21 protein-coding genes and 1 tRNA gene are annotated in these 19,253 nt (G+C 54.8%); 5 read left to right on the top strand and 17 right to left on the bottom strand.

Going from position 1 to position 19,253, the window contains the following annotated elements; translation table 11 throughout:
- Positions 1-51: 51 nt before the first annotated feature.
- Entirely contained in the window at positions 52-597 is a 546-nt protein-coding gene (locus tag ACTUHY_RS07440; RefSeq protein WP_442827212.1) for a rubrerythrin family protein, read from the bottom strand.
- 210 nt (positions 598-807) lie between these two features.
- Here ACTUHY_RS07440 and ACTUHY_RS07435 point away from each other — a divergent pair, with 210 nt between their 5' ends.
- Entirely contained in the window at positions 808-1,266 is a 459-nt protein-coding gene (locus ACTUHY_RS07435; RefSeq protein ID WP_442827211.1) for a MarR family winged helix-turn-helix transcriptional regulator, read from the top strand.
- A gap of 285 nt (positions 1,267-1,551) precedes the next feature.
- On the opposite strand, the gene clpB is transcribed toward ACTUHY_RS07435, so the two are convergent.
- A complete protein-coding gene (gene clpB / locus ACTUHY_RS07430; RefSeq protein ID WP_442827210.1) occupies positions 1,552-4,095 on the bottom strand; it encodes an ATP-dependent chaperone ClpB in 2,544 nt (847 codons plus the stop codon).
- Positions 4,096-4,257: 162 nt separating this feature from the next.
- Positions 4,258-5,775: a CYTH domain-containing protein gene (locus ACTUHY_RS07425; protein WP_442827209.1), complete on the bottom strand. Its 1,518-nt coding sequence runs from the start codon at positions 5,773-5,775 to the stop codon at positions 4,258-4,260.
- Between the two features lie 206 nt (positions 5,776-5,981).
- Between ACTUHY_RS07425 and ACTUHY_RS07420 the strand changes: the two genes are divergently transcribed.
- The gene (locus ACTUHY_RS07420; RefSeq protein WP_442827208.1) at positions 5,982-6,404 is read left to right on the top strand and encodes a Fur family transcriptional regulator; all 423 of its coding nucleotides are present in this window, start codon (positions 5,982-5,984) and stop codon (positions 6,402-6,404) included.
- Between the two features lie 96 nt (positions 6,405-6,500).
- On the opposite strand, the gene ACTUHY_RS07415 is transcribed toward ACTUHY_RS07420, so the two are convergent.
- From ACTUHY_RS07415 to ACTUHY_RS07400, 4 genes are all read right to left on the bottom strand, one after another.
- A complete protein-coding gene (locus ACTUHY_RS07415) occupies positions 6,501-7,940 on the bottom strand; it encodes a YfcC family protein (protein WP_442827207.1) in 1,440 nt (479 codons plus the stop codon).
- 20 nt (positions 7,941-7,960) lie between these two features.
- Positions 7,961-9,115: a M20 family metallopeptidase gene (locus tag ACTUHY_RS07410; protein ID WP_442827206.1), complete on the bottom strand. Its 1,155-nt coding sequence runs from the start codon at positions 9,113-9,115 to the stop codon at positions 7,961-7,963.
- 189 nt (positions 9,116-9,304) lie between these two features.
- Positions 9,305-9,988 (bottom strand): LrgB family protein, encoded by a 684-nt coding sequence (locus tag ACTUHY_RS07405; protein ID WP_278675594.1) that lies wholly within the window; start codon positions 9,986-9,988, stop codon positions 9,305-9,307.
- Positions 9,981-10,349 carry a CidA/LrgA family protein gene (locus tag ACTUHY_RS07400; protein ID WP_442827205.1) on the bottom strand — a complete coding sequence of 123 codons (369 nt, stop codon included), beginning with the start codon at positions 10,347-10,349 and terminating at the stop codon, positions 9,981-9,983. The genes ACTUHY_RS07405 and ACTUHY_RS07400 overlap by 8 nt, the downstream gene beginning before the upstream one ends.
- Before the next feature lie 285 nt (positions 10,350-10,634).
- Here ACTUHY_RS07400 and ACTUHY_RS07395 point away from each other — a divergent pair, with 285 nt between their 5' ends.
- Entirely contained in the window at positions 10,635-12,038 is a 1,404-nt protein-coding gene (locus ACTUHY_RS07395; RefSeq protein WP_442827204.1) for an aspartate ammonia-lyase, read from the top strand.
- A gap of 233 nt (positions 12,039-12,271) precedes the next feature.
- On the opposite strand, the gene ACTUHY_RS07390 is transcribed toward ACTUHY_RS07395, so the two are convergent.
- Positions 12,272-12,348 (bottom strand) — tRNA-Arg (locus ACTUHY_RS07390).
- Positions 12,349-12,500: 152 nt separating this feature from the next.
- Here ACTUHY_RS07390 and ACTUHY_RS07385 point away from each other — a divergent pair.
- Both ACTUHY_RS07385 and ACTUHY_RS07380 read left to right on the top strand, forming a co-directional pair.
- Positions 12,501-12,626 carry a hypothetical protein gene (locus ACTUHY_RS07385; RefSeq protein WP_442827203.1) on the top strand — a complete coding sequence of 42 codons (126 nt, stop codon included), beginning with the start codon at positions 12,501-12,503 and terminating at the stop codon, positions 12,624-12,626.
- Positions 12,627-12,635: 9 nt separating this feature from the next.
- A complete protein-coding gene (locus tag ACTUHY_RS07380) occupies positions 12,636-12,773 on the top strand; it encodes a helix-turn-helix domain-containing protein (RefSeq protein WP_442827202.1) in 138 nt (45 codons plus the stop codon).
- On the opposite strand, the gene ACTUHY_RS07375 is transcribed toward ACTUHY_RS07380, so the two are convergent.
- The 9 genes from ACTUHY_RS07375 to ACTUHY_RS07335 form a co-directional block, all read right to left on the bottom strand.
- Positions 12,770-13,378, bottom strand: coding sequence for a porin family protein (locus tag ACTUHY_RS07375; protein ID WP_442827201.1), 609 nt, complete (start codon positions 13,376-13,378; stop codon positions 12,770-12,772). The two genes, ACTUHY_RS07380 and ACTUHY_RS07375, sit on opposite strands and share 4 nt — an antisense overlap.
- A gap of 77 nt (positions 13,379-13,455) precedes the next feature.
- The gene (gene brnQ, locus ACTUHY_RS07370; protein WP_442827200.1) at positions 13,456-14,799 is read right to left on the bottom strand and encodes a branched-chain amino acid transport system II carrier protein; all 1,344 of its coding nucleotides are present in this window, start codon (positions 14,797-14,799) and stop codon (positions 13,456-13,458) included.
- Positions 14,800-14,809: 10 nt separating this feature from the next.
- Positions 14,810-15,550 (bottom strand): SDR family NAD(P)-dependent oxidoreductase, encoded by a 741-nt coding sequence (locus ACTUHY_RS07365; protein ID WP_442827199.1) that lies wholly within the window; start codon positions 15,548-15,550, stop codon positions 14,810-14,812.
- 121 nt (positions 15,551-15,671) lie between these two features.
- Positions 15,672-15,869 carry a cold shock domain-containing protein gene (locus ACTUHY_RS07360; protein ID WP_009015310.1) on the bottom strand — a complete coding sequence of 66 codons (198 nt, stop codon included), beginning with the start codon at positions 15,867-15,869 and terminating at the stop codon, positions 15,672-15,674.
- 156 nt (positions 15,870-16,025) lie between these two features.
- Positions 16,026-16,295 carry a GIY-YIG nuclease family protein gene (locus tag ACTUHY_RS07355; protein WP_278674228.1) on the bottom strand — a complete coding sequence of 90 codons (270 nt, stop codon included), beginning with the start codon at positions 16,293-16,295 and terminating at the stop codon, positions 16,026-16,028.
- Positions 16,292-16,759 carry a peptidylprolyl isomerase gene (locus ACTUHY_RS07350; protein ID WP_442827198.1) on the bottom strand — a complete coding sequence of 156 codons (468 nt, stop codon included), beginning with the start codon at positions 16,757-16,759 and terminating at the stop codon, positions 16,292-16,294. The genes ACTUHY_RS07355 and ACTUHY_RS07350 overlap by 4 nt, the downstream gene beginning before the upstream one ends.
- 31 nt (positions 16,760-16,790) lie before the next feature.
- Entirely contained in the window at positions 16,791-17,792 is a 1,002-nt protein-coding gene (locus ACTUHY_RS07345) for a polysaccharide deacetylase family protein (protein ID WP_442827197.1), read from the bottom strand.
- Positions 17,789-18,646, bottom strand: coding sequence for an NAD(P)/FAD-dependent oxidoreductase (locus tag ACTUHY_RS07340; protein ID WP_442827196.1), 858 nt, complete (start codon positions 18,644-18,646; stop codon positions 17,789-17,791). The genes ACTUHY_RS07345 and ACTUHY_RS07340 overlap by 4 nt, the downstream gene beginning before the upstream one ends.
- 26 nt (positions 18,647-18,672) lie before the next feature.
- On the bottom strand, positions 18,673-19,251 hold the full coding sequence (locus ACTUHY_RS07335) for a nitroreductase family protein (RefSeq protein WP_442827195.1): 579 nt from the start codon (positions 19,249-19,251) through the stop codon (positions 18,673-18,675).
- Positions 19,252-19,253: the final 2 nt, after the last annotated feature.

Below are 19,253 nucleotides of genomic sequence, written 5' to 3'. Positions count from 1 at the left end.
AGGGGCTGTGAAAAATGAGTCCTCATTTTTTCGCAGCCCCTTTTCATCCTCTTATTTCACTTCTTTGAACACGCTCTTGGGCTGGCCGCAGAGAGGGCAGACCCAGTCATCGCTTTCGCTGTTGATGTCCCCTTCGTATTCATATCCGCATACCGGGCACACATAGACCTTCTTGGCTTTTTCCTTCTTTTCTCCCTGAGGATACCGGACCAGGATTTCGCCCATCAGCACGCCATGATGGCCTTCCTGTTTGGCGAACACTTCCATTTCGTCAGCGGCTTCGGCAAAACCGGCAGCCCGCACCTTGTCGGCCATGGCTTTCACCTGGGCTTCCCCATTGGTTTCCGCCTTCTGGAGGGTTTTCACCAGACCCCAGAAATCCTGGGGATATTTCCCGCTGATCACGGCGTAGAAGCCTGCATGGACCGCTTCCTGGTTAGCGGCTTCGATGAACATGGGCACCAGATCATCATAGCCCTGTTCCTTGGCCAGCCGGGCCAGTGCGTAATACATCATGGTGCCGTTGGCTTCAGCCTGCATCATGGTCTTCATGATGGATTCCAGTTCCGTTCCTTTTGCCTGTCCGTAAATGCTCATAGTCTTTTCCTCCTGTTTTCCTCTTGGCACCGGGCAAGCGGTGCCCTCTGTTTCTTTTCTTATGGCCATCAGCCTCTTGCGAAAATCATTATACCGGCTTTATTTAATTTTGTCAAATTAGATTTTATTAAATTTTATTTGTTTTCATGTTTTCTTCCTGCTACAATAAAGTACAGCCAAAAGTTTTTCCGTACTGGAGGTATGATCAATATGAACGAAAAGGATGCCTGCAATCCCCTGCTGTTGGGGAACCAGCTCTGCTTTCCCCTGTATGCCAGCGCCCGAAAGATTGTGGCTGGCTACACTCCCTTCCTGAAAGAAATCGGTCTCACCTATGCCCAGTATGTAACCATGATGGTGCTCTGGGAAGAAAAAGCCATCACCATGCACGACCTGGGAAAACGGCTGTACCTGGATTCCGGAACCCTAACCCCGGTGCTGAAGAAGCTGGAGACCGTGGGCTATGTGAAGCGCTACCGGAAGCCCGATGACGAACGGGTGGTGGTGGTGGAAATCACCCCTGCCGGCCTGGCTCTCCGGGACAAAGCCCTGCAGGTCCCCCATGCCATGGGCTGCCTGATCAACCGGAAAGGTCCCCTGTTCACAGCCGAAGAAGTGGCCGATCTGAAAGAAAAACTGTACCGGATCCTCCACGTGCTGGAGGGGTAAAAAGAGGGGCTGCTGCATGCGCAGCAGCCCCTCTTTTGGGGTCACTAGTCACTTGTCTCTGGTCACTAGACGCTGGAAGGAACCCGGGCTGCGGGTTCCCCAGATAATATAAAACCAAGAATGTACGGAAAATAGAAACAATGATTTTAGCAGTAAAAAACCGATTTTGTACATTCAAAAATTTGCTTGCAAATTTTATCCTTCAGCCAGTGACAAGTGACGGGCAGCTTTGCTGCCCCTAGACAAAGGGGATGTTGCATTTCACGTGCAACATCCCCTTTTTATTCACTTCTTCACCACATCGATGTTCCCGTCCTGGAACACCACTTCGATGTGGTCCCCTCTCTGGATCTCGCCCCGGACGATCTTGTTGCTCACCACGGTTTCCACCGTGTGGACAATCAGTCTCTTCAGGGGACGGGCCCCAAAGGCAGGATCGAACCCAGCTTTGGCCAGGTAGGCGATGGCGTCGTCGGTGGCCGTCAGGGTCAGTTCCAGCTGGCTGTGCAGCCGGCTGCCCAGATGGTTCAGGATCAGCCGTACAATATCCCTCAGCTGCTCTTCCTGCAGGGGTTTGAACACCACGATGTCGTCCACCCGGTTCAGGAATTCCGGCCGGAAGAACTTCATCAGCATGCTCCGGACTTCGTCCTTGCTGATGGCCCCCTTCTTTTCCATGATCTCATGGGACCCCAGGTTGCTGGTCATGATGATCAGGGTGTTCTTGAAGTCCACCATCCGGCCCTGGCCGTCGGTCAGACGACCGTCGTCCAGCACCTGCAGCAGCACGTTGAACACATCCGGGTGAGCCTTTTCGATTTCATCGAACAGAATCACGGAATACGGATGGCGCCGCACCGCTTCCGTCAGCTGGCCTCCCTCTTCATAGCCCACATAGCCAGGAGGGGCACCGATCAGACGGGACACTGTATGTTTCTCCATGTATTCGCTCATATCGATCCGGATGATGCTCTTTTCATCATTGAACAGCACTTCTGCCAGGGCTTTGGCCAGTTCGGTCTTGCCCACACCGGTGGGCCCCAGGAAGATGAAGGAGCCGATGGGCTTGTTGGGATCCTTGATCCCGGCCCGGGCCCGGATGACGGCTTCGCTGACGGCTTCCACCGCTTCGTCCTGGCCGATGACCCGTTTGTGGAGGATCTCCGGCAGATGGGCCAGTTTCTTCTTTTCCCCTTCCATCAGACGGTTCACAGGGATCCCCGTCCAGGTGCTGACCACCTTGGCAATATCATCCTCGTCCACTTCTTCCTTCAGCAGGCGCTTATCGGAATGTTCCTCTTTTTCCAGAGCCGCCAGCTGTTTCTGGAGTTCCGGCAGCTTGCCGTACTTCAGTTCCGCCAGACGGTTCAGGTCATAGGACCGCTCCGCTTCTTCCATTTCCTTCTTCACATTGTCCATATCCTTCTTCACCTGACGGATCTTGGCAATGCCGCCCTTTTCGGCCTTCCACTGGTCCATGAGCTTGTCGTTCTCACTCTTCAGCTTGGCCAGTTCCTCTTTGATCTTTTCCAGACGGGCCTTGGATGCGTCGTCCTCTTCCTTGGACAGGGCCTGTTCCTCGATCTGGAGCTGGAGCATCCGCCGGCGGCTTTCATCCAGTTCCGTAGGCATGGAATCGATTTCCACCCGCAGACGGGCCGCAGCTTCATCCACCAGGTCGATGGCCTTGTCCGGCAGGAACCGGTCATTGATGTACCGATTGCTCAGGGTTGCGGCCGCCACCAGGGCAGAGTCCTTGATCCGCACCCCATGATGGACTTCATACCGTTCCTTCAGCCCTCTCAGGATGGAAATGGTATCCTCCACACTGGGTTCCTTCACCAGTACCGGCTGGAAACGCCGTTCCAAGGCGGAATCCTTTTCGATGTATTTCCGGTATTCCTTCAGGGTGGTGGCACCGATGCACCGGAGTTCCCCTCTGGCCAGCATGGGTTTCAGGATGTTCCCGGCATCCATGGAGCCTTCAGAAGCCCCGGCCCCCACCACCGTATGCAGTTCATCGATGAACATGATGATCTGGCCGGCGGAATCGGACACGATCTTCAGGACTTTCTTCAGCCGTTCCTCGAATTCCCCTCTGTACTTGGCCCCGGCCACCAGGGACGCCAGGTCCAGGGCATACAGGGTCTTGTTCTTCAGGGATTCCGGCACATCACCGGCTACGATCCGGCGGGCCAGCCCTTCCACAATGGCGGTTTTGCCCACACCCGGTTCACCGATCAGCACCGGGTTGTTCTTTTTCCGGCGGGACAGGATCTCGATGGTCCGGCGGATTTCATCGTCACGGCCGATCACCGGGTCCAGCTTCCCCTCCCGGGCTTTCCGGGTCAGGTCCTGGCCGAATTTCTCCAGGGTCTTGCGGTTTTCGTCCGCATCCCCGTTGTTTTCATATTTGTCAATCAGACCCCGGATGGCACTGCGGGTGATCCCGTACTTTTTGCACAGGTCCACCACTTCCGTATCCCCGTCTTCACAAAGAGCGGCCAGCAGATGGGATGCGGTCACCGGATTCTGGCCGGCGGCCTTTTCCGCCAGGGCGAACACCCGGGCCAGACCCGTGCTCATGCTCAACTGATCAGACCCTTTCACGGACGGGATCTGCTTCAGCAACCGATCCACTTCCCGGCTGAACTGAGCCTCATCCACGTTCAGGCTCTTCAACACGAACTTGAAGAACCCGTCCGGCTGGCTGCACATGGCGGACAGCAGATGGACAGTGGTCAGTTCCTGGTTGTAATTCATAACGGCTTGCTGCTGGGCAGCTTCCAACAATCCACGCACTTCGTCACTCAAGCGTTCTGCCTGCATAACAAACACCTCCAAAAACCATTGGATCAATGGGTACTTATCTGATTCAGAGCCCTTAAAAATAGGACCCAGGAAGCCTTTTCCTCACTTCCCGGGTCTTATTGTACCGCTTAAAAGTCAAAAAGTCAAATATTATTTTCGTTTTTTTGACTTTTTTTGATTTTATTTTTCTTGGGCCAAGCAGGACCATTCCGGATGACGGGCCACTTCCCGGAGAAAAGCCTTGCCGGCTTCTTCCGCCTTGGCTCCCCGTTTTTCCGTCCGGATCCCTTCCTGGCCGCAGAGAGCCGCCAGAGCCAGGGTCAGTGTCCGGTCCCGGCTGCCTTCCGCACCTTCTGCCAGGGCACCGGTCCGGGCATAGCTGCAGCAGTACTTCCACCACTGTTCCCCATAGGCCTGCCCCCGCTTCACCAGGCGTTTTTCTCCTAGGCCCTGTTCCAGGGCCAAGAGGCCGGCCAGTTCCTCCATCTGCTCCTTCCGTTCCCAGGGATCCGGATTCCCGGCATCTTCCAGCAGCTGCCAGTCCTGCTGCCAGCGGTTCCAGTGCCCCTGAAGGAAGCTGTCCAAGGTGGGATGCGCTCCGTCCTTCCGAGCCAGGGAAACCAGATACAGCAGCTGCCACAGAACCGCAGCCGCTTCCCGGCCGCACCAGGACGCCCATTCCTGGGCCGCCGCCACCCACCGGTCTTCCAGCCATTGCCAGGCCGGTTCCAGGGACAGCAGCTCTTCCGGAAAAGGTTTTCCCTTCTGCCGGTCAGACACCGCCAGATAGTCCACCGGTTCCAGCCCCTGGAGCAGCCCGTCCAGCAGATCCCGTCCTTTTTTCCAGGAGGTTTGGGACAGGAATCCCTCCCCCAGGTTCCACAGGCCGGCGCATTGCTGGAGCACCTCCAGGAAAGGCCGGTCCTGGAATTCCCGGTCAGCGTCCGGCACCAACAGGTCCAGGCCCTGGCTGAAGATCTGCCGGACCAGAGCCTGCCACACTTCCGACGGTTCCGTTTCCCGGTTCCATTCCGGCCCTTTGGCCGCTTTGGACGGAGTGCCCTTCCAACCCAGCAGATCCAGTCCCCGTTTGAACTTGCTCCGCTCTTCCGGCCACAGGGGGATTTCCCGGGCCAGAGCTGCCGTAAGCCGCAGCAGGTCCCGTTCCTGGCCCCGTTTGAGTTCCAGTTCCAGTTCCTCGATGGGTTCCGTTTTGTCCCCGGCGGTAAGGGTTCCCTGGTCCAGGGCCGCTTCCACCACCGTCACCGCCGACAGCTGGAGGAGCGCCGTCTTCCGGGTAAATTCCACCGTGCACAACGGCAGCAGCTCATCCTCCTGGAGAAGTGTCTGGAGCTTCTGGTCCAGCTGGGAGGCAAAACCCTGGATCACCGCTTCCGGTTTTTCCAGGGGCACCGTATACTCCTCCCGGCTGGAGAAGCCGTTCACCGTCTGCCCCCGGCTTTTCACCGTAGCCTCAAAAGCTTTGCCATCGGTCCTCCGGATCCTGTAGGCCAGACCGGTCCGGGTCAGTTTCCAGTCCCGGGTATCCAGATACTGGTTCCAGAGCTTCAGGGTATGATGACTGCCGGGGATGATCCGTTCCTTGACCAGCGGCAGCTGAAAAAATTTCCTGCGGCCTGCTTTGGTCGACAGCAATTTGATTTCCTTTTCCTGTCCATAAGCCATCTTCTTCCACACTCCCTGATAGATTCTTTCTTTTATTGTAACACATGGCACACTGGCTTTGGATGCGTTGTTTGGTTATATAGGCATCTCCCGGCTGGCCTAAGTCCTGCTTTTTCTTTTCAGAACTATATTTTATTTGACTTTTTATGTATTAAAAGTTATTATTAAAGAAACTTTCGTTTTAATCTTTTCTCACGGTATCTTTAAAGGAGGCTGCCATGCTGAGTCCCAGGGAATTGACAGAAATCCTGAAAACAAATGGCATGAAGATCACCCCCCAGCGCCTGGAAGTCTACCGCGCTTTTACTGGACCGGAGGAGCATCCTACTGCAACGGATATCTACGAACGGGTCAAGGAACAAATGCCTACCCTAAGCTTCGCCACCATTTATCAGGCGCTGGGTTTCTTCTGCCGGATGGAATTGATCCAGACGGTGGATGTAGGGGATGGGATCATGCGCTACGATGTGGACCCCCATCCGCATCCTCACTTCCGTTGTGAAGCATGCGGAAAAGTGTTCAATCTGGAGCTGGATTACCATCAGGACGTAGACCAGGACGCGGCTGCCCGGACCGGATTCGTCATCCACAGCCATCGTACCTATTTTCTGGGGATCTGCAAAGATTGCCAGGAAAAATAAATACACTGACAAAAAAATCTGCTGCATCCACGGATTTCCCGTCTGCAGCAGATTTTTTTCTTTTTCCTGTCACCCAGCAGGAATCCTTTCAACGGATCAGAAAGGTCCCAGATGGACAGCTGATGCATACCACATGACCACAAAGGCGAAGATCCATTCCAGCCCTAAAAGGGGGAAAGCGAATTTCCACCAGCGCCGGAGAGGCACTCCGGCTACCGTGAGCACCGTCATGGTCGTTCCGCTGGCCGGCGTAATCATGTTGGTAAAGGCATCCCCCATCTGGAAGGCCAGGACGGCAGTCTGCCGGGTGAGCCCCACCAGATCTGCCAAGGGCGCCATGATGGGCATGGTAATGGCAGCCTGACCGGAACCGGAAGGCACCACCAGGTTGAATACATCCTGGACGATGAACATACCAAAGCCCAGCAGAGAATGAGGGAATGCATTCAGTCCAGCTGCCAGGTAATAGATGATGGTATCCAGGATCTTGCTGTCCCCCATGAGCAGGGTGACCCCTTTGCACAGGGAAACCATCATACAGGGCATAGCCATATTCTTCACCCCGCCGATGAAGGCATTGGCAAAGGTGTTGATGCTGAGCCGGCCTATGATTCCGGCAAAGACCGCCATCATCAGGAACAGGGCTGCCAGTTCATCCATGTAGAAGCCGAATTTAATGACCCCTACCAGGATGGCAGCCACAGTGACCACAAACCCGCCCATGATCACCTTCTGCCGGCCGGTCATCAGCACATTCTCCCCTTCGTAAGCGCTCAAGTCCATCTGCGGGCGGTAGATCTGGTCATAGTCATACATGTAGCTGCTTTCCGGATTCTTCTTGATCTTCCGGGCATACCACATGGTGTAGCTTACATTGATGACGATCAATGCCACCAGCATGGCCACCCGGACCTGGATGCCGGAAAACATGGGCAGGCCGGAAATGCTCTGGGCCACCCCTACGGTAAAGGCGTTGGTCACTCCAGCACCGTACCCCCCACTGACTGCCGCCAGAGGCATAGCCACTGCCACAATGGAGTCGAATCCCAGGGCATAGCATACGGCCATGATGAGGGGCACGAAGGCGATGTATTCTTCGCTGCAGCCCGCAAAGGTACTCAGGCATGTCATGATAGTCAGCAGCACCGGGATCAGCAGCATTTCCCGGCCTTTCACTTTGGTGACAACATGGCCCAAGGCTCCGTTGATGGCTCCGGTTTCTGCCATCACATTCAGAGAACCCCCGATGATCATCAAGAAGCCTACAATGCTGCTGGCTCCTTTGACGCCCCGGGGAACCGCTTTGAATACGTCGAAGAAGCCGGCCGGATGCCGGGCGATGAAGTGGAAGGTATGAGGGTCCACTACCATCCGGCCGCTGGCCGCATCTTTGACCCGTTCAAAAGTACCAGCTGGGATCAAATACGTGGCAATGGCAGTCAGGATCAGGATGAAAAAAATAATGATGATCGGGCTGGGCACCGATACTTTTTTGTTCACCGGTTTCTGGACGGTGTCTTGCTTGGTTTCTGTCATGATGACTCCCTTTACAACAGTTACAGGCGGCAGATGGCAGCTGCCAGCAGCATGGTCCGTTCAAACATGGTTTCCACAATGGCATATTCCTGGAGGGTATGGGCTCCATCCCCCTGGACTCCCACGGAATCCAGGATAGGGATCCCTGCCTGGGCCATGAAGGAGGCATCGGAACAGCCACCGGGATGGGCCGCACCGAAAGCCGGGAGGCCGAACTCGGCCGCAGCCTGGTTCACCAGTGCCAGCAGCCGGTCATTGCCCTCCGTCCGTTCAAAGACAGGCATAAAAGCCGGGAATTCCACTTCTGTCCGGGTCCCGGGCACATGAGTCTCGGCACAGACAGCCCGGATGGCTTCCTGGAGTGCATCCTTGTCTTCGTTGTAGTCATACCGGCAGTCCACTTCGATCCGGCAGGTATCTGCCACCGCATTGGACACTGTCCCTCCAGAGATGATATCCGTACTGACGATCCGTCCTTTTTCCAGATCCGTCAAAGCCCGGAGAGCGATGACCTTATGGGCCATCTCTTCAATGGCGTTGGCGGAAGAAGCATAAGCATTGCCCACATGGCCAGCCTTTCCATGGACAGTGATCCACACATCCATGCAGCCTTTCCGACCCACCGTGAGACAGTCATCCATCCGGCCAGTTTCCAGATTGAACGCACATAGACAGCCTTGGGCTTCTTCCGCCAGCATCTGTGCAGCCCGGGATCCCTGGTGGGTGATTTCTTCGTCCGGGACGAAGAGCAGCTTGATGGGATGACGGTCATAGCCGATCTTTTCCAGCACCTTGGCCAGATAGACCGCCATCACGATACCTCCCTTCATATCGCAGACTCCAGGGCCATAGGCTTTTCCTTCCCGGATGGTGAAGGGATTTTCCGGATAACTGCCGTTGGGGAACACCGTATCCAGATGGCCGCTGAGCAGGATGGGCTGGCCTTCCCGTTCTTTGCCGGACCAGGCCCGGATCAGAGGTACGGCGCCGGAATCCACCAGTTCGCTTTCCATCCCCTGCTGTTCCAGATAGGAAGACACTTTTTCCATGAGGATCTGCATCCGTTCTCTTTCCTTGCTGCCGGCCTGGAAATCGATCAGTTCCTTCCAGAAATCCAGCATCTCCTGCCGGAAGCATTCCACCGCTTCCCGGATTTTTTCATTCTGCTGCTCCATGGGCTTCTCCTTTGCTTGGTACAGGTAATGATTGGCGATAATTTATACATATATAGTGTATATTATTATTTATTTTATCGAAATTCTTCGGTCTTGGCAATAGAAAAAAGAGGTGTTGCACATTCTGTGCAACACCTTGGTCTCGAGACCTCCAAAAAAGGGGCTGTTTCGCATGCAGCAGCGCCTCTTTCACATAAAGAACAGTGCCAATGCTGTGGTAATAATGCCGCAGACGCAGAGGGAAATGGAACTCATGGCCCCTTGGATCTTCCCGATTTCCAGTGCTTTGCTGGTCCCGACAGCGTGGCTGCATGCCCCGATGGCCACCCCTTCCGCCACCGGATCCGTAATATGGAACAAGCGGCTCAAAAAGGGAGCCAGCACCGCCCCTTCGATGCCGGTGAGCACCACGGCTCCGGCAGTGATACCAGGAATGCCGCCCCCGTTTTCCGAGATCCCCAGAGCGATGGCCGTAGTGACGCTTTTAGGCAGCATAGAGGCAGAGAAGACGGAATTGGTCTGGAACAAGTGACAGAGTGCCAAGGCCGCTATGATGCTTCCCAAACTTCCCACCGTACAGCCCACTAGGATGGGCAGGAAATTTTCCTGGAGCACTTTCCGCTGCTGGTAGATATTGAGAGCCAGTACAGCGGTAGCCGGTCCCAGGAGCATGGTGATCATGGACCCGCCTACATTGAAGTGTTTCAGCGGGATGCCTGTAACGGTCAAAATCACCACGATCATCAAGGAGGAAGTCAGCACAGGATTGCAAAGCAGCCAGCCTGTCTTTTTCTGGAATTTCACTCCCAGCACCCAGCAGATGAAGATCAGGGTCAAAGCAAAAAACGGAGTACGGGTAAAAGCCTCAGGCATGGGAAGCTCCTTTCTTCCGACGGAATTTCAGGCAGAGCTGGACACTCCAGCCAGCAATACAATACACCAAAGGTGTAGTCACCAGCGTGATCACCAGGAAAGGGATCAGATAGTTTGCCAGGGTCTCCACATATTCCATGGTCCCCACCACAGCAGGAACAAAGAAGATCCCCATATTCTTGATGAAAAAGTTTCCGGCATCTTTGATCTGTTCCGGCCGCAGGATCTTCCGATACAGCAGAAAGGTCAGTACCAGCAGGCTGATGACACTATAAGGCACCATAAAGGGCAGCAGGGACGCAATCCCGATGCCGATCAGACAGACGCCGAAAATCAGCGCCAATTCCATAACGATATTCATGACTCCCCCTAAAACAACTTATCCCGAACGTCTTTTTAGAAAATACAATAAGATAAGTATATAGTATACCAGCAGAGAAGGGAAGAGAAAAACAGGTAAATCTGACACTTTTCGAACGGATACCCGGCTGCCTCCAAAGACGGTGTATCGATTTTTACGGACATCTGTCATCCAGGCAGCGATCTCTGTCCAATATTTTTGAACGCTATTTAAGTTTAGCGCTTGATTGTTCGGTAAAAAATTTATAATAAGGTCATGAAATAATTTTCAAGGAGGAAATAGGCAATGAGTCAGCAAAAATTCGAACGTTTGGAAAGTGATTCCATCGGTAAGAAATACGTCCCCGGAGACGCCTATTATGGGGTGCAGTCTCTCCGTGCCCATGAAAATTTCCATATTACCGGGCAATCCACTCATCCGACCATGATCCGAAGCCTGGCTTACATCAAAAAAGCCTGTGCGATGGCCAATCGGCGGGCTGGCACATTGCAGCCTGCTGCAGCCGACGCCATCATGGCAGCCTGCGACCAGCTCCTGGAAGGAAAATATCAGGATCAGTTCATCCTGGATCCTATCCAGGGCGGAGCCGGCACCTCTCTCAATATGAATGCCAATGAAGTGATCGCCAACATCGCCATCGAACTTTTAGGGGGCAAAAAAGGCGATTACACCTTGATCCATCCCAACGATGATGTGAACCGGGGCCAGTCCACCAACGATGTGATCCCCACAGCCGGAAAACTGACCGTCCTCTTCCTGCTGGAAGATCTTTACAAGAGCCTGAAAGCCCTGAAAGAAGCCTTTGCCCAGAAAGGGGTAGAATTCGACTCTATCTTGAAAATGGGCCGGACCCAGCTCCAGGACGCTGTCCCCATCCGTTTAGGCCAAGAATTCAAGGCGTATGCTACGGCCATGGACCGGGGCCTCCGACGGATCCAGTCGGCAGCCAGAGAGATGACAGAAATCAATATGGGCGGTACAGCCATCGGCACTGGAGTCAATGCAGATCCCTCCTATTCCCACCATATTGCAGCAGATCTTTCTCAGCTGACCGGCTTTTCTTTTACCCAGGCAGCGGATCTGATCGATGCCACCCAGAATATCGACAGCTTCGCTTCGGTTTCCGGCAGCCTGAAGGACTGCGCCATCGCTCTTTCCAAGATTTCCAATGATCTGCGGCTCATGTCTTCTGGACCTCGGACCGGCCTGGAAGAAATCACCCTCCCGGCCAAGCAGAACGGATCTTCCATCATGCCCGGCAAAGTGAATCCGGTGATCCCGGAAGTGGTCAGCCAGGTAGCCTTCCGGATCGTGGGCAACGATACCTGTATCGCCATGGCCGTAGAAGCCGGACAGCTGGAATTGAACGCCTTCGAGCCGGTGATCTTCTACTCTCTGTTCCAGAGCATCGATATCCTCCGGGAAGCAGCAGATACCCTGCGGATCAACTGTGTAGAGGGCATCACAGCCAACAAGGAACACTGCCAGCATCTGCTGAAGATGAGCGCCGGGATCGTCACAGCTCTGAGTCCTTATATCGGGTATGTAAAAGCCACCAAACTGGCCAAGGAATCCCTGGCCAAGAACATCCCTGTGGTGGAACTGGCCCGGCAGCAGCATTATCTTTCTGATAAGCAGCTGGAACAAGTCCTGGATCCTTATAAAATGACTACGCCGGTGGCAAGATAAAAGAAAAGGGGGTGTGAAAATTCACACCCCCTGTCACGGGCTGAGAGTCACGGGGCGCGAGCCTGGACGTTTAAATCAGTTCTTCTTTTTCTATAGAATGATAAGGTAAAATCGACAGAAGTCCAGAAAACCGGATTTTGGGGCTCCACCAACAAGCCCGCGACTTACGACTCGCGACCCGCGACCAAAGGGGCTGTTGCACAGAACGTGCAACAGCCCCTTTTTTTATCATCTGGTGCGATTGGCGCGAGTCGAACGCGCGACCCTCTGCTTAGGAGGCAGATGCTCTATCCAACTGAGCTACAACCGCACAACAAGATTATTATAACAATTGCTGCCCCCGGACGCAAGATACACTCTTGCTTTCATCAGGAAATCTGGACAAAGTGGAGCACCAGTCCCTGCTGAGCCCCCTGCTGGTGAAAGCCACCCAGCAGCCGGAATTTCGCCGATTTCCTGCAGGTGGTCCATTCCTATTCCCTCACCCCGTCCAAAGGCCGCCCGTTAAAGGAAGCCTCTTTCACGGCCCGGGAAAAGCTGGTGATCCGGCGGGTGAAAGAAGGCCGGACCAACACGGAAATCGCCTAGGAGCTGAACGTGGCGGAAATCACCGTCAAAAAACAGCTGAGCCTGCTCTACCAGCGGTTCCAGGTAAAAAACAGGACCCAGCTGCTCCATGCGGTGGAGAAAATGTCAAAAAAGGGGGGTGTGATTTTTCACACCCCCCTCTATTAAAACTTATACGAAACCCCCACATTCACTTCATGGGTCTTGGCATCGATGTCGCCCTTGAAATCTTTGTACTTGCTGTCGTTGTAGGATACGTTGGCTTCCCAGTTGTCGGTAAAGGCATAGCCTACGCCCAGTTCGTACTGGGTGATGTTGTCGCCGGTGCCAAATTTGGCCCAGCCGGTGGTCTTGTCCGTAATGGGCAGCCGACCGATGGCCCCCACCTGATATCCGCTGTTGTTATCATGGTAGCCATGCTGTTTCAGCCGATTCCGTACATAGCCCCCAAACCCATAGAGATAGGGATTGAACTGGTAGACCAAGCTGACCTGATGGGACTGGGCGGAGGCATCATGATCCCCCTCATGGGCCGCATACCGGTAGTCCAGGCCCAGGTTGTCAGCGATCCCTACGGTGCCGCCTACCCGATACCGGGAATCACCGCCGAAGTCCGTAGTCTTCCCGTCCTGTTTCCATTTGAGAGTATTGCCCACCGTGACGTTGGCATCGATCTTTGCAGCGCCAGGAGCAATCTTGGCCAGGGGAGAAGCACAGGCCACGGTCAAAGGCAGCAGGCTCAGCACTGCAGTGGCCATCATCATTTTTTTCATGGGAAATCCCTCCTTCAATGGATTCAAACACTCATCATTTTTTCATTATACACTTTTTCTTTCCTTTTCGCAAAATTTCACCGATTTGTTCTAGTGAACTTCACTACGGCCACGGCGGCAGCTAAAGCCGCCAGGGTAGGCAGCAGCCAGCTCATCCCCAGGGAAAACAGGGGCAGCTGGTGGTAGCAGCCCAGCAGAGCCTGGACAGCCCCAGTTGCCTGGAGCCCTTTGGGCAGGACGCTGAGAGCATCCCCAAAGGCCGCCAGTCCCGCCAGCAGCATGGGCCACCTGTACAGCCGCCGGTCCTTCCCCAGCAGGGCGGAAGCAAAGGAAGCCAGGATCAGAGTAATGGCCATGGGATACAGGAACATCAGGATGGGCACGGCCAGCACGATGATCTGGGTGAGGCCCACATTCCCGATCAGGAAGGAAATCCCTGCAAAGAGCACACAATAGGCCTTGTAGCTCAGGCTCCCTGGGAACAAGTCACAGAAGGTATTGGCACAGGACGTGATGAGTCCGATGGCAGTCTTCAGACAGGCGAAGGTCACAATGGCTGCCAGCAGCATGCCTCCCACCGGTCCGAAATAGCTGTGGGCGATCTGAGCCAGTGCCATGCCTCCATTGGCGGATACCGTGAGCTGCCCCAAGCTGGAGGTACCCAGCCAGGTGATCAGGGTATAGATCAGGGCCATCAGGAACACCACGATGACCCCCACCTTCAGCAGGTCCACGGAAATGGTCTTGGCATCCGATACCCCCAGTTCCTTCAGGGTATTGATCACCACCACAGAAAAAGCCAGCATAGCCAGCACATCCATGGTATTGTACCCTTCCTTGAACCCGGTGAGGAACGCATGGTCCACATAGGGTCCCTGGGGTACTCCGCCGGCAATGGATCCCATGGGATGGGCCAGGGCTACTGCCACCAGGATGGCCAGGAACGCCAGGAATACCGGGTTCAGGAACTTCCCGATGTAGACGATCAATTTAGACGGCTTCAGAGAGAACAGCAGAGCTGCCGCCATGAACAGGAAAGTGAACCCTGCCAAGAAAAGTGTCTGGTTCCCGTTGACAAAGGGTACGATCCCGATCTGATAGGAAACAGTGGCCGTCCGGGGCAGAGCAAAGGCCGGCCCGATGGTGAGATACAGCAGCACCGTAAAGATCCGGGCAAAGATCGGATGCACATTCCCGGCCAGTTCTTCCAGGCTGCCGCTGCCAGAAAGGCCGAAAGCAATCAGGGCCAGGAAGGGCATCAGCACCCCGGTGGAAATGAAACCGATATTGGCACTCCAGAAATGAGAGCCGGCCAATTGGCCCATATGTACAGGAAAGATCAGGTTCCCGGCTCCAAAGAGCATCCCGAACAGCATGGAACCTACAAAAAGATATTCTGCAGAAGTCAGTTTATGATCCATGGTCCCCTCCTTATTTGGCTGTCAGGCCGCCGTCCACGGAAACGATGGCTCCAGTCATGAAACCGTTCATAGGAGACAGGACAGCACAGATCATGTGGGCCGCTTCTTCCGGTTTCCCGATCCGCCCCATAGGATAGACGGACGCCATGGATTCCCGGGAATATCCCCCTTCCGCCAGCTGTTTTTCCACCAGAGGCGTATCCACGTCGCCTGGGCACAGGCAGTTCACCCGGATCCAGGGCGCCAGGTCCAGGGCCAGGGATTTCGTAAAAGCCACCACGGCTCCTTTGGAAGCAGCATAGAGGCAGCAGCCGTAATTCCCTTCCAGGGCTGCATCAGATGCGATATTCACGATGGAAGGGCCGTCCTGGGCAAAGAGGTCCAGCAAAGCCTGGGTCAGGAAAATGGTACCTTTCACATTTACATCCATCAGCTGCCGGTACTCTTCTTCCGTCACATCCTGGAAAGGCTTTTCCAGGTAGATTCCGGCACTGTTCACCAGGAAATCCAGTTCCAGATGCTGTTCCTGGAGGGAAGCTGCGATTTTCCGGCAGCCCTCCGCCGTGCTTACATCGCCCTGGATATACCGGGCTTCTCCCGGCAGTCCTGCCAAGCTTTCCACCGCCTTCCTGCCCCGTTCCGGGTCCCGGCCCACCAAATAGACCGCAGCCCCATCCTGGACCAGCAGCCGGGCAGCTGCCAGGCCGATACCGGACGTCCCTCCGCTGATTACACCCCTCTTATTTTCCATGCCATATCCGATCATCGTCCCCATCTCCTTTTTCCTGCAGGACAGCGCAACAAAAAAGGAGATACCGTTTCTACGATATCCCCTCTTGTTAAGCTGGTTGTTCCTTGCAGATATCGATATCTTACAGTTTCACAACGTTGGCAGCTTGTTCACCACGGTTGCCTTCGACAACGTCGAATTCTACAGCCTGGCCTTCTTCCAGAGTCTTGAAGCCTTCACCCTGGATTGCGGAGAAATGAACGAATACATCGCCGCCATCTTCCCGTTCAATGAAACCATAACCCTTTTCAGCATTAAACCATTTAACTTTGCCAGTCATCTTTACTTGGCCTCCTAAAAATTATTGCGAAAAACGATCCAACTATATGTGATACCTGCGTGAGTTCAACATTCAGTAAGTCCGTTGTTTCTGTGTTCCATTCTAGCATAACCCCTGGACTTTTACAAGCAAAAGAATTGCCACAGTACAGATAACTTAGGGTATTTTCAAAGATTTTCGAGAAAATTGACAGACCAGCTCTTCTTTTTGTTTTTTTGCCAACTGTTTCAGGGCATATTCCCGCTGAAGGGCAGTCTTCCTGTCAGGCAGTTCCTCATAATAGACCAGATCCACCGCCTTGAAGGCCCGGGTGTATTTCGCCCCGGACCCGCTGCGATGCATAGCCAACCGGTGGGCCAGATCGTTGGTCCAGCCGGTATACAGGGCACCGTTGGCACAGCGCACCATATAGACATAGGCGGTCATCCTTTTACGACTTCCACCTTTTCCATCACCACATCTTCCAACGGCCGGTCCGCGAAATCAGTAGGCGTGGAACCGATTTTGTGGACCACATCCATCCCTTCCACGATCTTCCCGAAGATGGCATGGTGGCCATCCAGCCAAGGAGTAGGCACCAGGGTGATGAAGAATTGGCTGCCTCCGGTGTTAGGACCGGCATTGGCCATGGACAGGATCCCTTCCCCGCTGTGAGCCAGGCCGGCCCCGAATTCATCGTCAATGGTGTAGCCGGGGCCGCCCATGCCGGTACCGGTGGGATCTCCCCCCTGGATCATGAAATCATCGATGACCCGATGGAAGATGACCCCGTCATAGAATCCCTTCTCCACCAGTTCCAAGAAATTCCCTGCAGTTTTGGGGGCTTTGTCCTCAAACACTTCAGCCGTAAAATCTCCCAAGTTGGTATGGAAATGCACTTTTTTGTTCATTTTTTTCACCTCATATCCATAGTTTGCAGCCTCAGAAATCCCTGATCACCAGGTCGGACAGATCCAATTCCACCCTTCCTTTCCTCGGTACGGAGGCCATAGCCATCAGCTTTCCCTGGGGCTCGATGTAGAAATTGTCGTTCTGGATCCGCGCCCAAGGGTCCAGGGCCGCTGCCCGCTCCTGGAGTTCCTCCGCCTTTCCGCCGCCCAGGAAATATTCCAGTGTCAGCCGGTTCCCCGTGTGCAAGTCGAATACCATAGCATACTGGAAATCTGTTTTCTGGGCCAAGAGCAGGCCACTGTCCGCACCGCCCAAGAGAGGCGATACGTAGGCATATTTCTTCAAGCGGGTCCAACTGGCCAGATTGTTCACTTCAGCCACTGGATAATTCCGATACAGGACCGATTTTCCCTGGAATACCAGGCTCAGGAGATGATTCTGGTTATAGGTCACCCGGCATCGAAGTTCACTTTCCACGGGCCCGGTGATATGCCGGTAAACGGAAATATAGTTCCCCAGTTCCTGGTTGATCCGGTCCTGTACTGCAGGAGACACCCCTCCAGTCACCTGGGGATAGGTACTCTGGTATCCTTCATGGGTAATCCTCAAGGCTGCTCTTTTCTCTCCAGGCGGAGCCCCTTTTCGAGCGGGTACGGTATACCAGCCGGTGACGCCGTCCCGAGTCGCCACTTTAGCCCATTCCAGTCCATTGATTTCCCGTTTGCCGAAGATCATCCCCAACGCGCCTTCTGGAGCTGACCGCAGGATGGTTTCTGGCTTTTCTTCCGGCAGGCTGCGCAGATAGCCGCCGCTGAACAAAATCCGTTCCATCTTATGCTCCCGGGTCACAAATTCTACGCGGGCGCCTTGCTTTCCTTCTCCCGGAGCGATGGCTTTGGTCTCCTGTGCAGCTGCCGGTTCCTGAGCGGACAGTGCTCCAGGATCCCCTTGCGGCTTTTGCTTCTGACAGCCAGCCAATATCAGGGAAGCCGCCAAGGATAAGACCAGACAGCCGGTTTTCCAGCCCATCATGCCGGATTCTCACGCAGCCAGGAAGCCGCCGACAGCAGCGCTTTTTGGCCTTCTCCCGCAGCCTTGTTGATCTGCCAGGGATAGCCGGTCGCATCGCCGGCCGCAAAGACCCCGGGCACCGAAGTGGCCAGTTTTCCATCCACCTGGATGAACCTGTCTTGTAGCACCAATCCCGGCAGCAGTTTCTCCAGCGGGTCGGTTTCCCGCAGCAGGAAGAGCCCCTCCAAAGGGATCGTCCCAGCGGTGGTCTCCAAGGCATCCATCTTTTCCCCGCCCAGGACTTTCAAGGGCCGGCCCTCCATGACCCGGAGATTCGCCGGTTTCTCTTCCGGCAGAGGAAAATCAGACCAGAGCCTGACTTCTTTGGCCAGACCAGCTAAGAATTCCACTTCTTCCCAGGCCGAAGGAAGATTGGTCACCACTCCGATGGTCTTGCCTTTATACAGATAGCCGTCACAAGTGGCGCAGTAGCTCACGCCCCGTCCCAGATACCCGTCTTCTCCTTCCAGGCTCTTGCCATGGGCCGCTCCAGGACACAGGAGGACGCTCCGGGCTTGGTACACATCCCCCGGCGTTGCCAGCATAAAGCTTCCCTTCCCCGGCAGGATGCTCAAGACCTTATGGGGAATCACGGTGGTACCGGCAGCCCGCATATGGGCCGTAAAGGCATCCATCAGCGCCGTACCGGACTGATCTGGCAGCCCCAGGTAGTTCTTTACCAGCGGGCTTTTCCGCAGAGCCAGACCAAAATCCCCCGTATCGAACAGAACCACAGAAAGAGACCGGTTGGCAGCCGTCACTGCCGCACTGCAGCCAGCCGGTCCGCCTCCCACAATGGCAACATCATACAGCATATCGGATCTCCTTTTTTTCGTTTGGATTACTTGAATTCCGCCACTTTCTCCAACGGCAGCTTAGGCACATAATAATCACGGTTCCCATCCACATAATAATCCAATGATTTTCCCGTTTCTCCAGTGACCAGGGTGCTTTGATGAGCCGGATAGCCCAGTGCCAGGACGATATTGACCTCCAGGTCTTCTGGGATCTCCAGCAGGGCAGCGACTTTCTTCCGGTCCACCGCAGCCAGGATGGCGCTGCCCACTCCCTTCTGCCAGGCGGTGATGGCCATAGCATCCAAGGCGATTCCCAAATCGATGTCGCTGATTATCGGGGAAGCATTCCTGGGTTTGGCCACTACCACAAAAGCCACTGGCTGTTCCCCCTCCTTCGGGGTCCCGATTTCCTTCGGAAGTGCCGCTGCCCAATGGAGCAGAGGCTGCATAGCTTTGACATGTTCCGGCTGCTCTACCGCCACAAACCGCAGCCACTGGCTGTTCCGGCCGCAGCTCCGTTTCCGGGCCACATCCACCAGCGTCCGCAGCAGGCCGGGCTCCAGCGGTTTTTGGAGGAAACGCCGGTAGGTCCGGCAGGAATCATATAATACAGGTAAATCCATGA

Source organism: Acidaminococcus nyctereutis (genome assembly GCF_052216985.1).
Taxonomy (GTDB): domain Bacteria; phylum Bacillota; class Negativicutes; order Acidaminococcales; family Acidaminococcaceae; genus Acidaminococcus; species Acidaminococcus fermentans_A.
This window is presented reverse-complemented; position numbering and strand designations above follow the sequence as displayed.

Excerpts from the sequence above, each read along its gene's own strand:
- ACTUHY_RS07440 (WP_442827212.1), bottom strand. The coding sequence starts at position 597 with ATGAGCATTTACGGACAGGCAAAAGGAACGGAACTGGAATCCATCATG.
- ACTUHY_RS07435 (WP_442827211.1), top strand. The coding sequence starts at position 808 with ATGAACGAAAAGGATGCCTGCAATCCCCTGCTGTTGGGGAACCAGCTC.
- clpB (WP_442827210.1), bottom strand. The coding sequence starts at position 4,095 with ATGCAGGCAGAACGCTTGAGTGACGAAGTGCGTGGATTGTTGGAAGCT.
- ACTUHY_RS07420 (WP_442827208.1), top strand. The coding sequence starts at position 5,982 with ATGCTGAGTCCCAGGGAATTGACAGAAATCCTGAAAACAAATGGCATG.
- ACTUHY_RS07415 (WP_442827207.1), bottom strand. The coding sequence starts at position 7,940 with ATGACAGAAACCAAGCAAGACACCGTCCAGAAACCGGTGAACAAAAAA.
- ACTUHY_RS07410 (WP_442827206.1), bottom strand. The coding sequence starts at position 9,115 with ATGGAGCAGCAGAATGAAAAAATCCGGGAAGCGGTGGAATGCTTCCGG.
- ACTUHY_RS07405 (WP_278675594.1), bottom strand. The coding sequence starts at position 9,988 with ATGCCTGAGGCTTTTACCCGTACTCCGTTTTTTGCTTTGACCCTGATC.
- ACTUHY_RS07400 (WP_442827205.1), bottom strand. The coding sequence starts at position 10,349 with ATGAATATCGTTATGGAATTGGCGCTGATTTTCGGCGTCTGTCTGATC.
- ACTUHY_RS07395 (WP_442827204.1), top strand. The coding sequence starts at position 10,635 with ATGAGTCAGCAAAAATTCGAACGTTTGGAAAGTGATTCCATCGGTAAG.
- ACTUHY_RS07375 (WP_442827201.1), bottom strand. The coding sequence starts at position 13,378 with ATGAAAAAAATGATGATGGCCACTGCAGTGCTGAGCCTGCTGCCTTTG.
- brnQ (WP_442827200.1), bottom strand. The coding sequence starts at position 14,799 with ATGGATCATAAACTGACTTCTGCAGAATATCTTTTTGTAGGTTCCATG.
- ACTUHY_RS07365 (WP_442827199.1), bottom strand. The coding sequence starts at position 15,550 with ATGGAAAATAAGAGGGGTGTAATCAGCGGAGGGACGTCCGGTATCGGC.
- ACTUHY_RS07360 (WP_009015310.1), bottom strand. The coding sequence starts at position 15,869 with ATGACTGGCAAAGTTAAATGGTTTAATGCTGAAAAGGGTTATGGTTTC.
- ACTUHY_RS07355 (WP_278674228.1), bottom strand. The coding sequence starts at position 16,295 with ATGACCGCCTATGTCTATATGGTGCGCTGTGCCAACGGTGCCCTGTAT.
- ACTUHY_RS07350 (WP_442827198.1), bottom strand. The coding sequence starts at position 16,759 with ATGAACAAAAAAGTGCATTTCCATACCAACTTGGGAGATTTTACGGCT.
- ACTUHY_RS07345 (WP_442827197.1), bottom strand. The coding sequence starts at position 17,792 with ATGATGGGCTGGAAAACCGGCTGTCTGGTCTTATCCTTGGCGGCTTCC.
- ACTUHY_RS07340 (WP_442827196.1), bottom strand. The coding sequence starts at position 18,646 with ATGCTGTATGATGTTGCCATTGTGGGAGGCGGACCGGCTGGCTGCAGT.
- ACTUHY_RS07335 (WP_442827195.1), bottom strand. The coding sequence starts at position 19,251 with ATGGATTTACCTGTATTATATGATTCCTGCCGGACCTACCGGCGTTTC.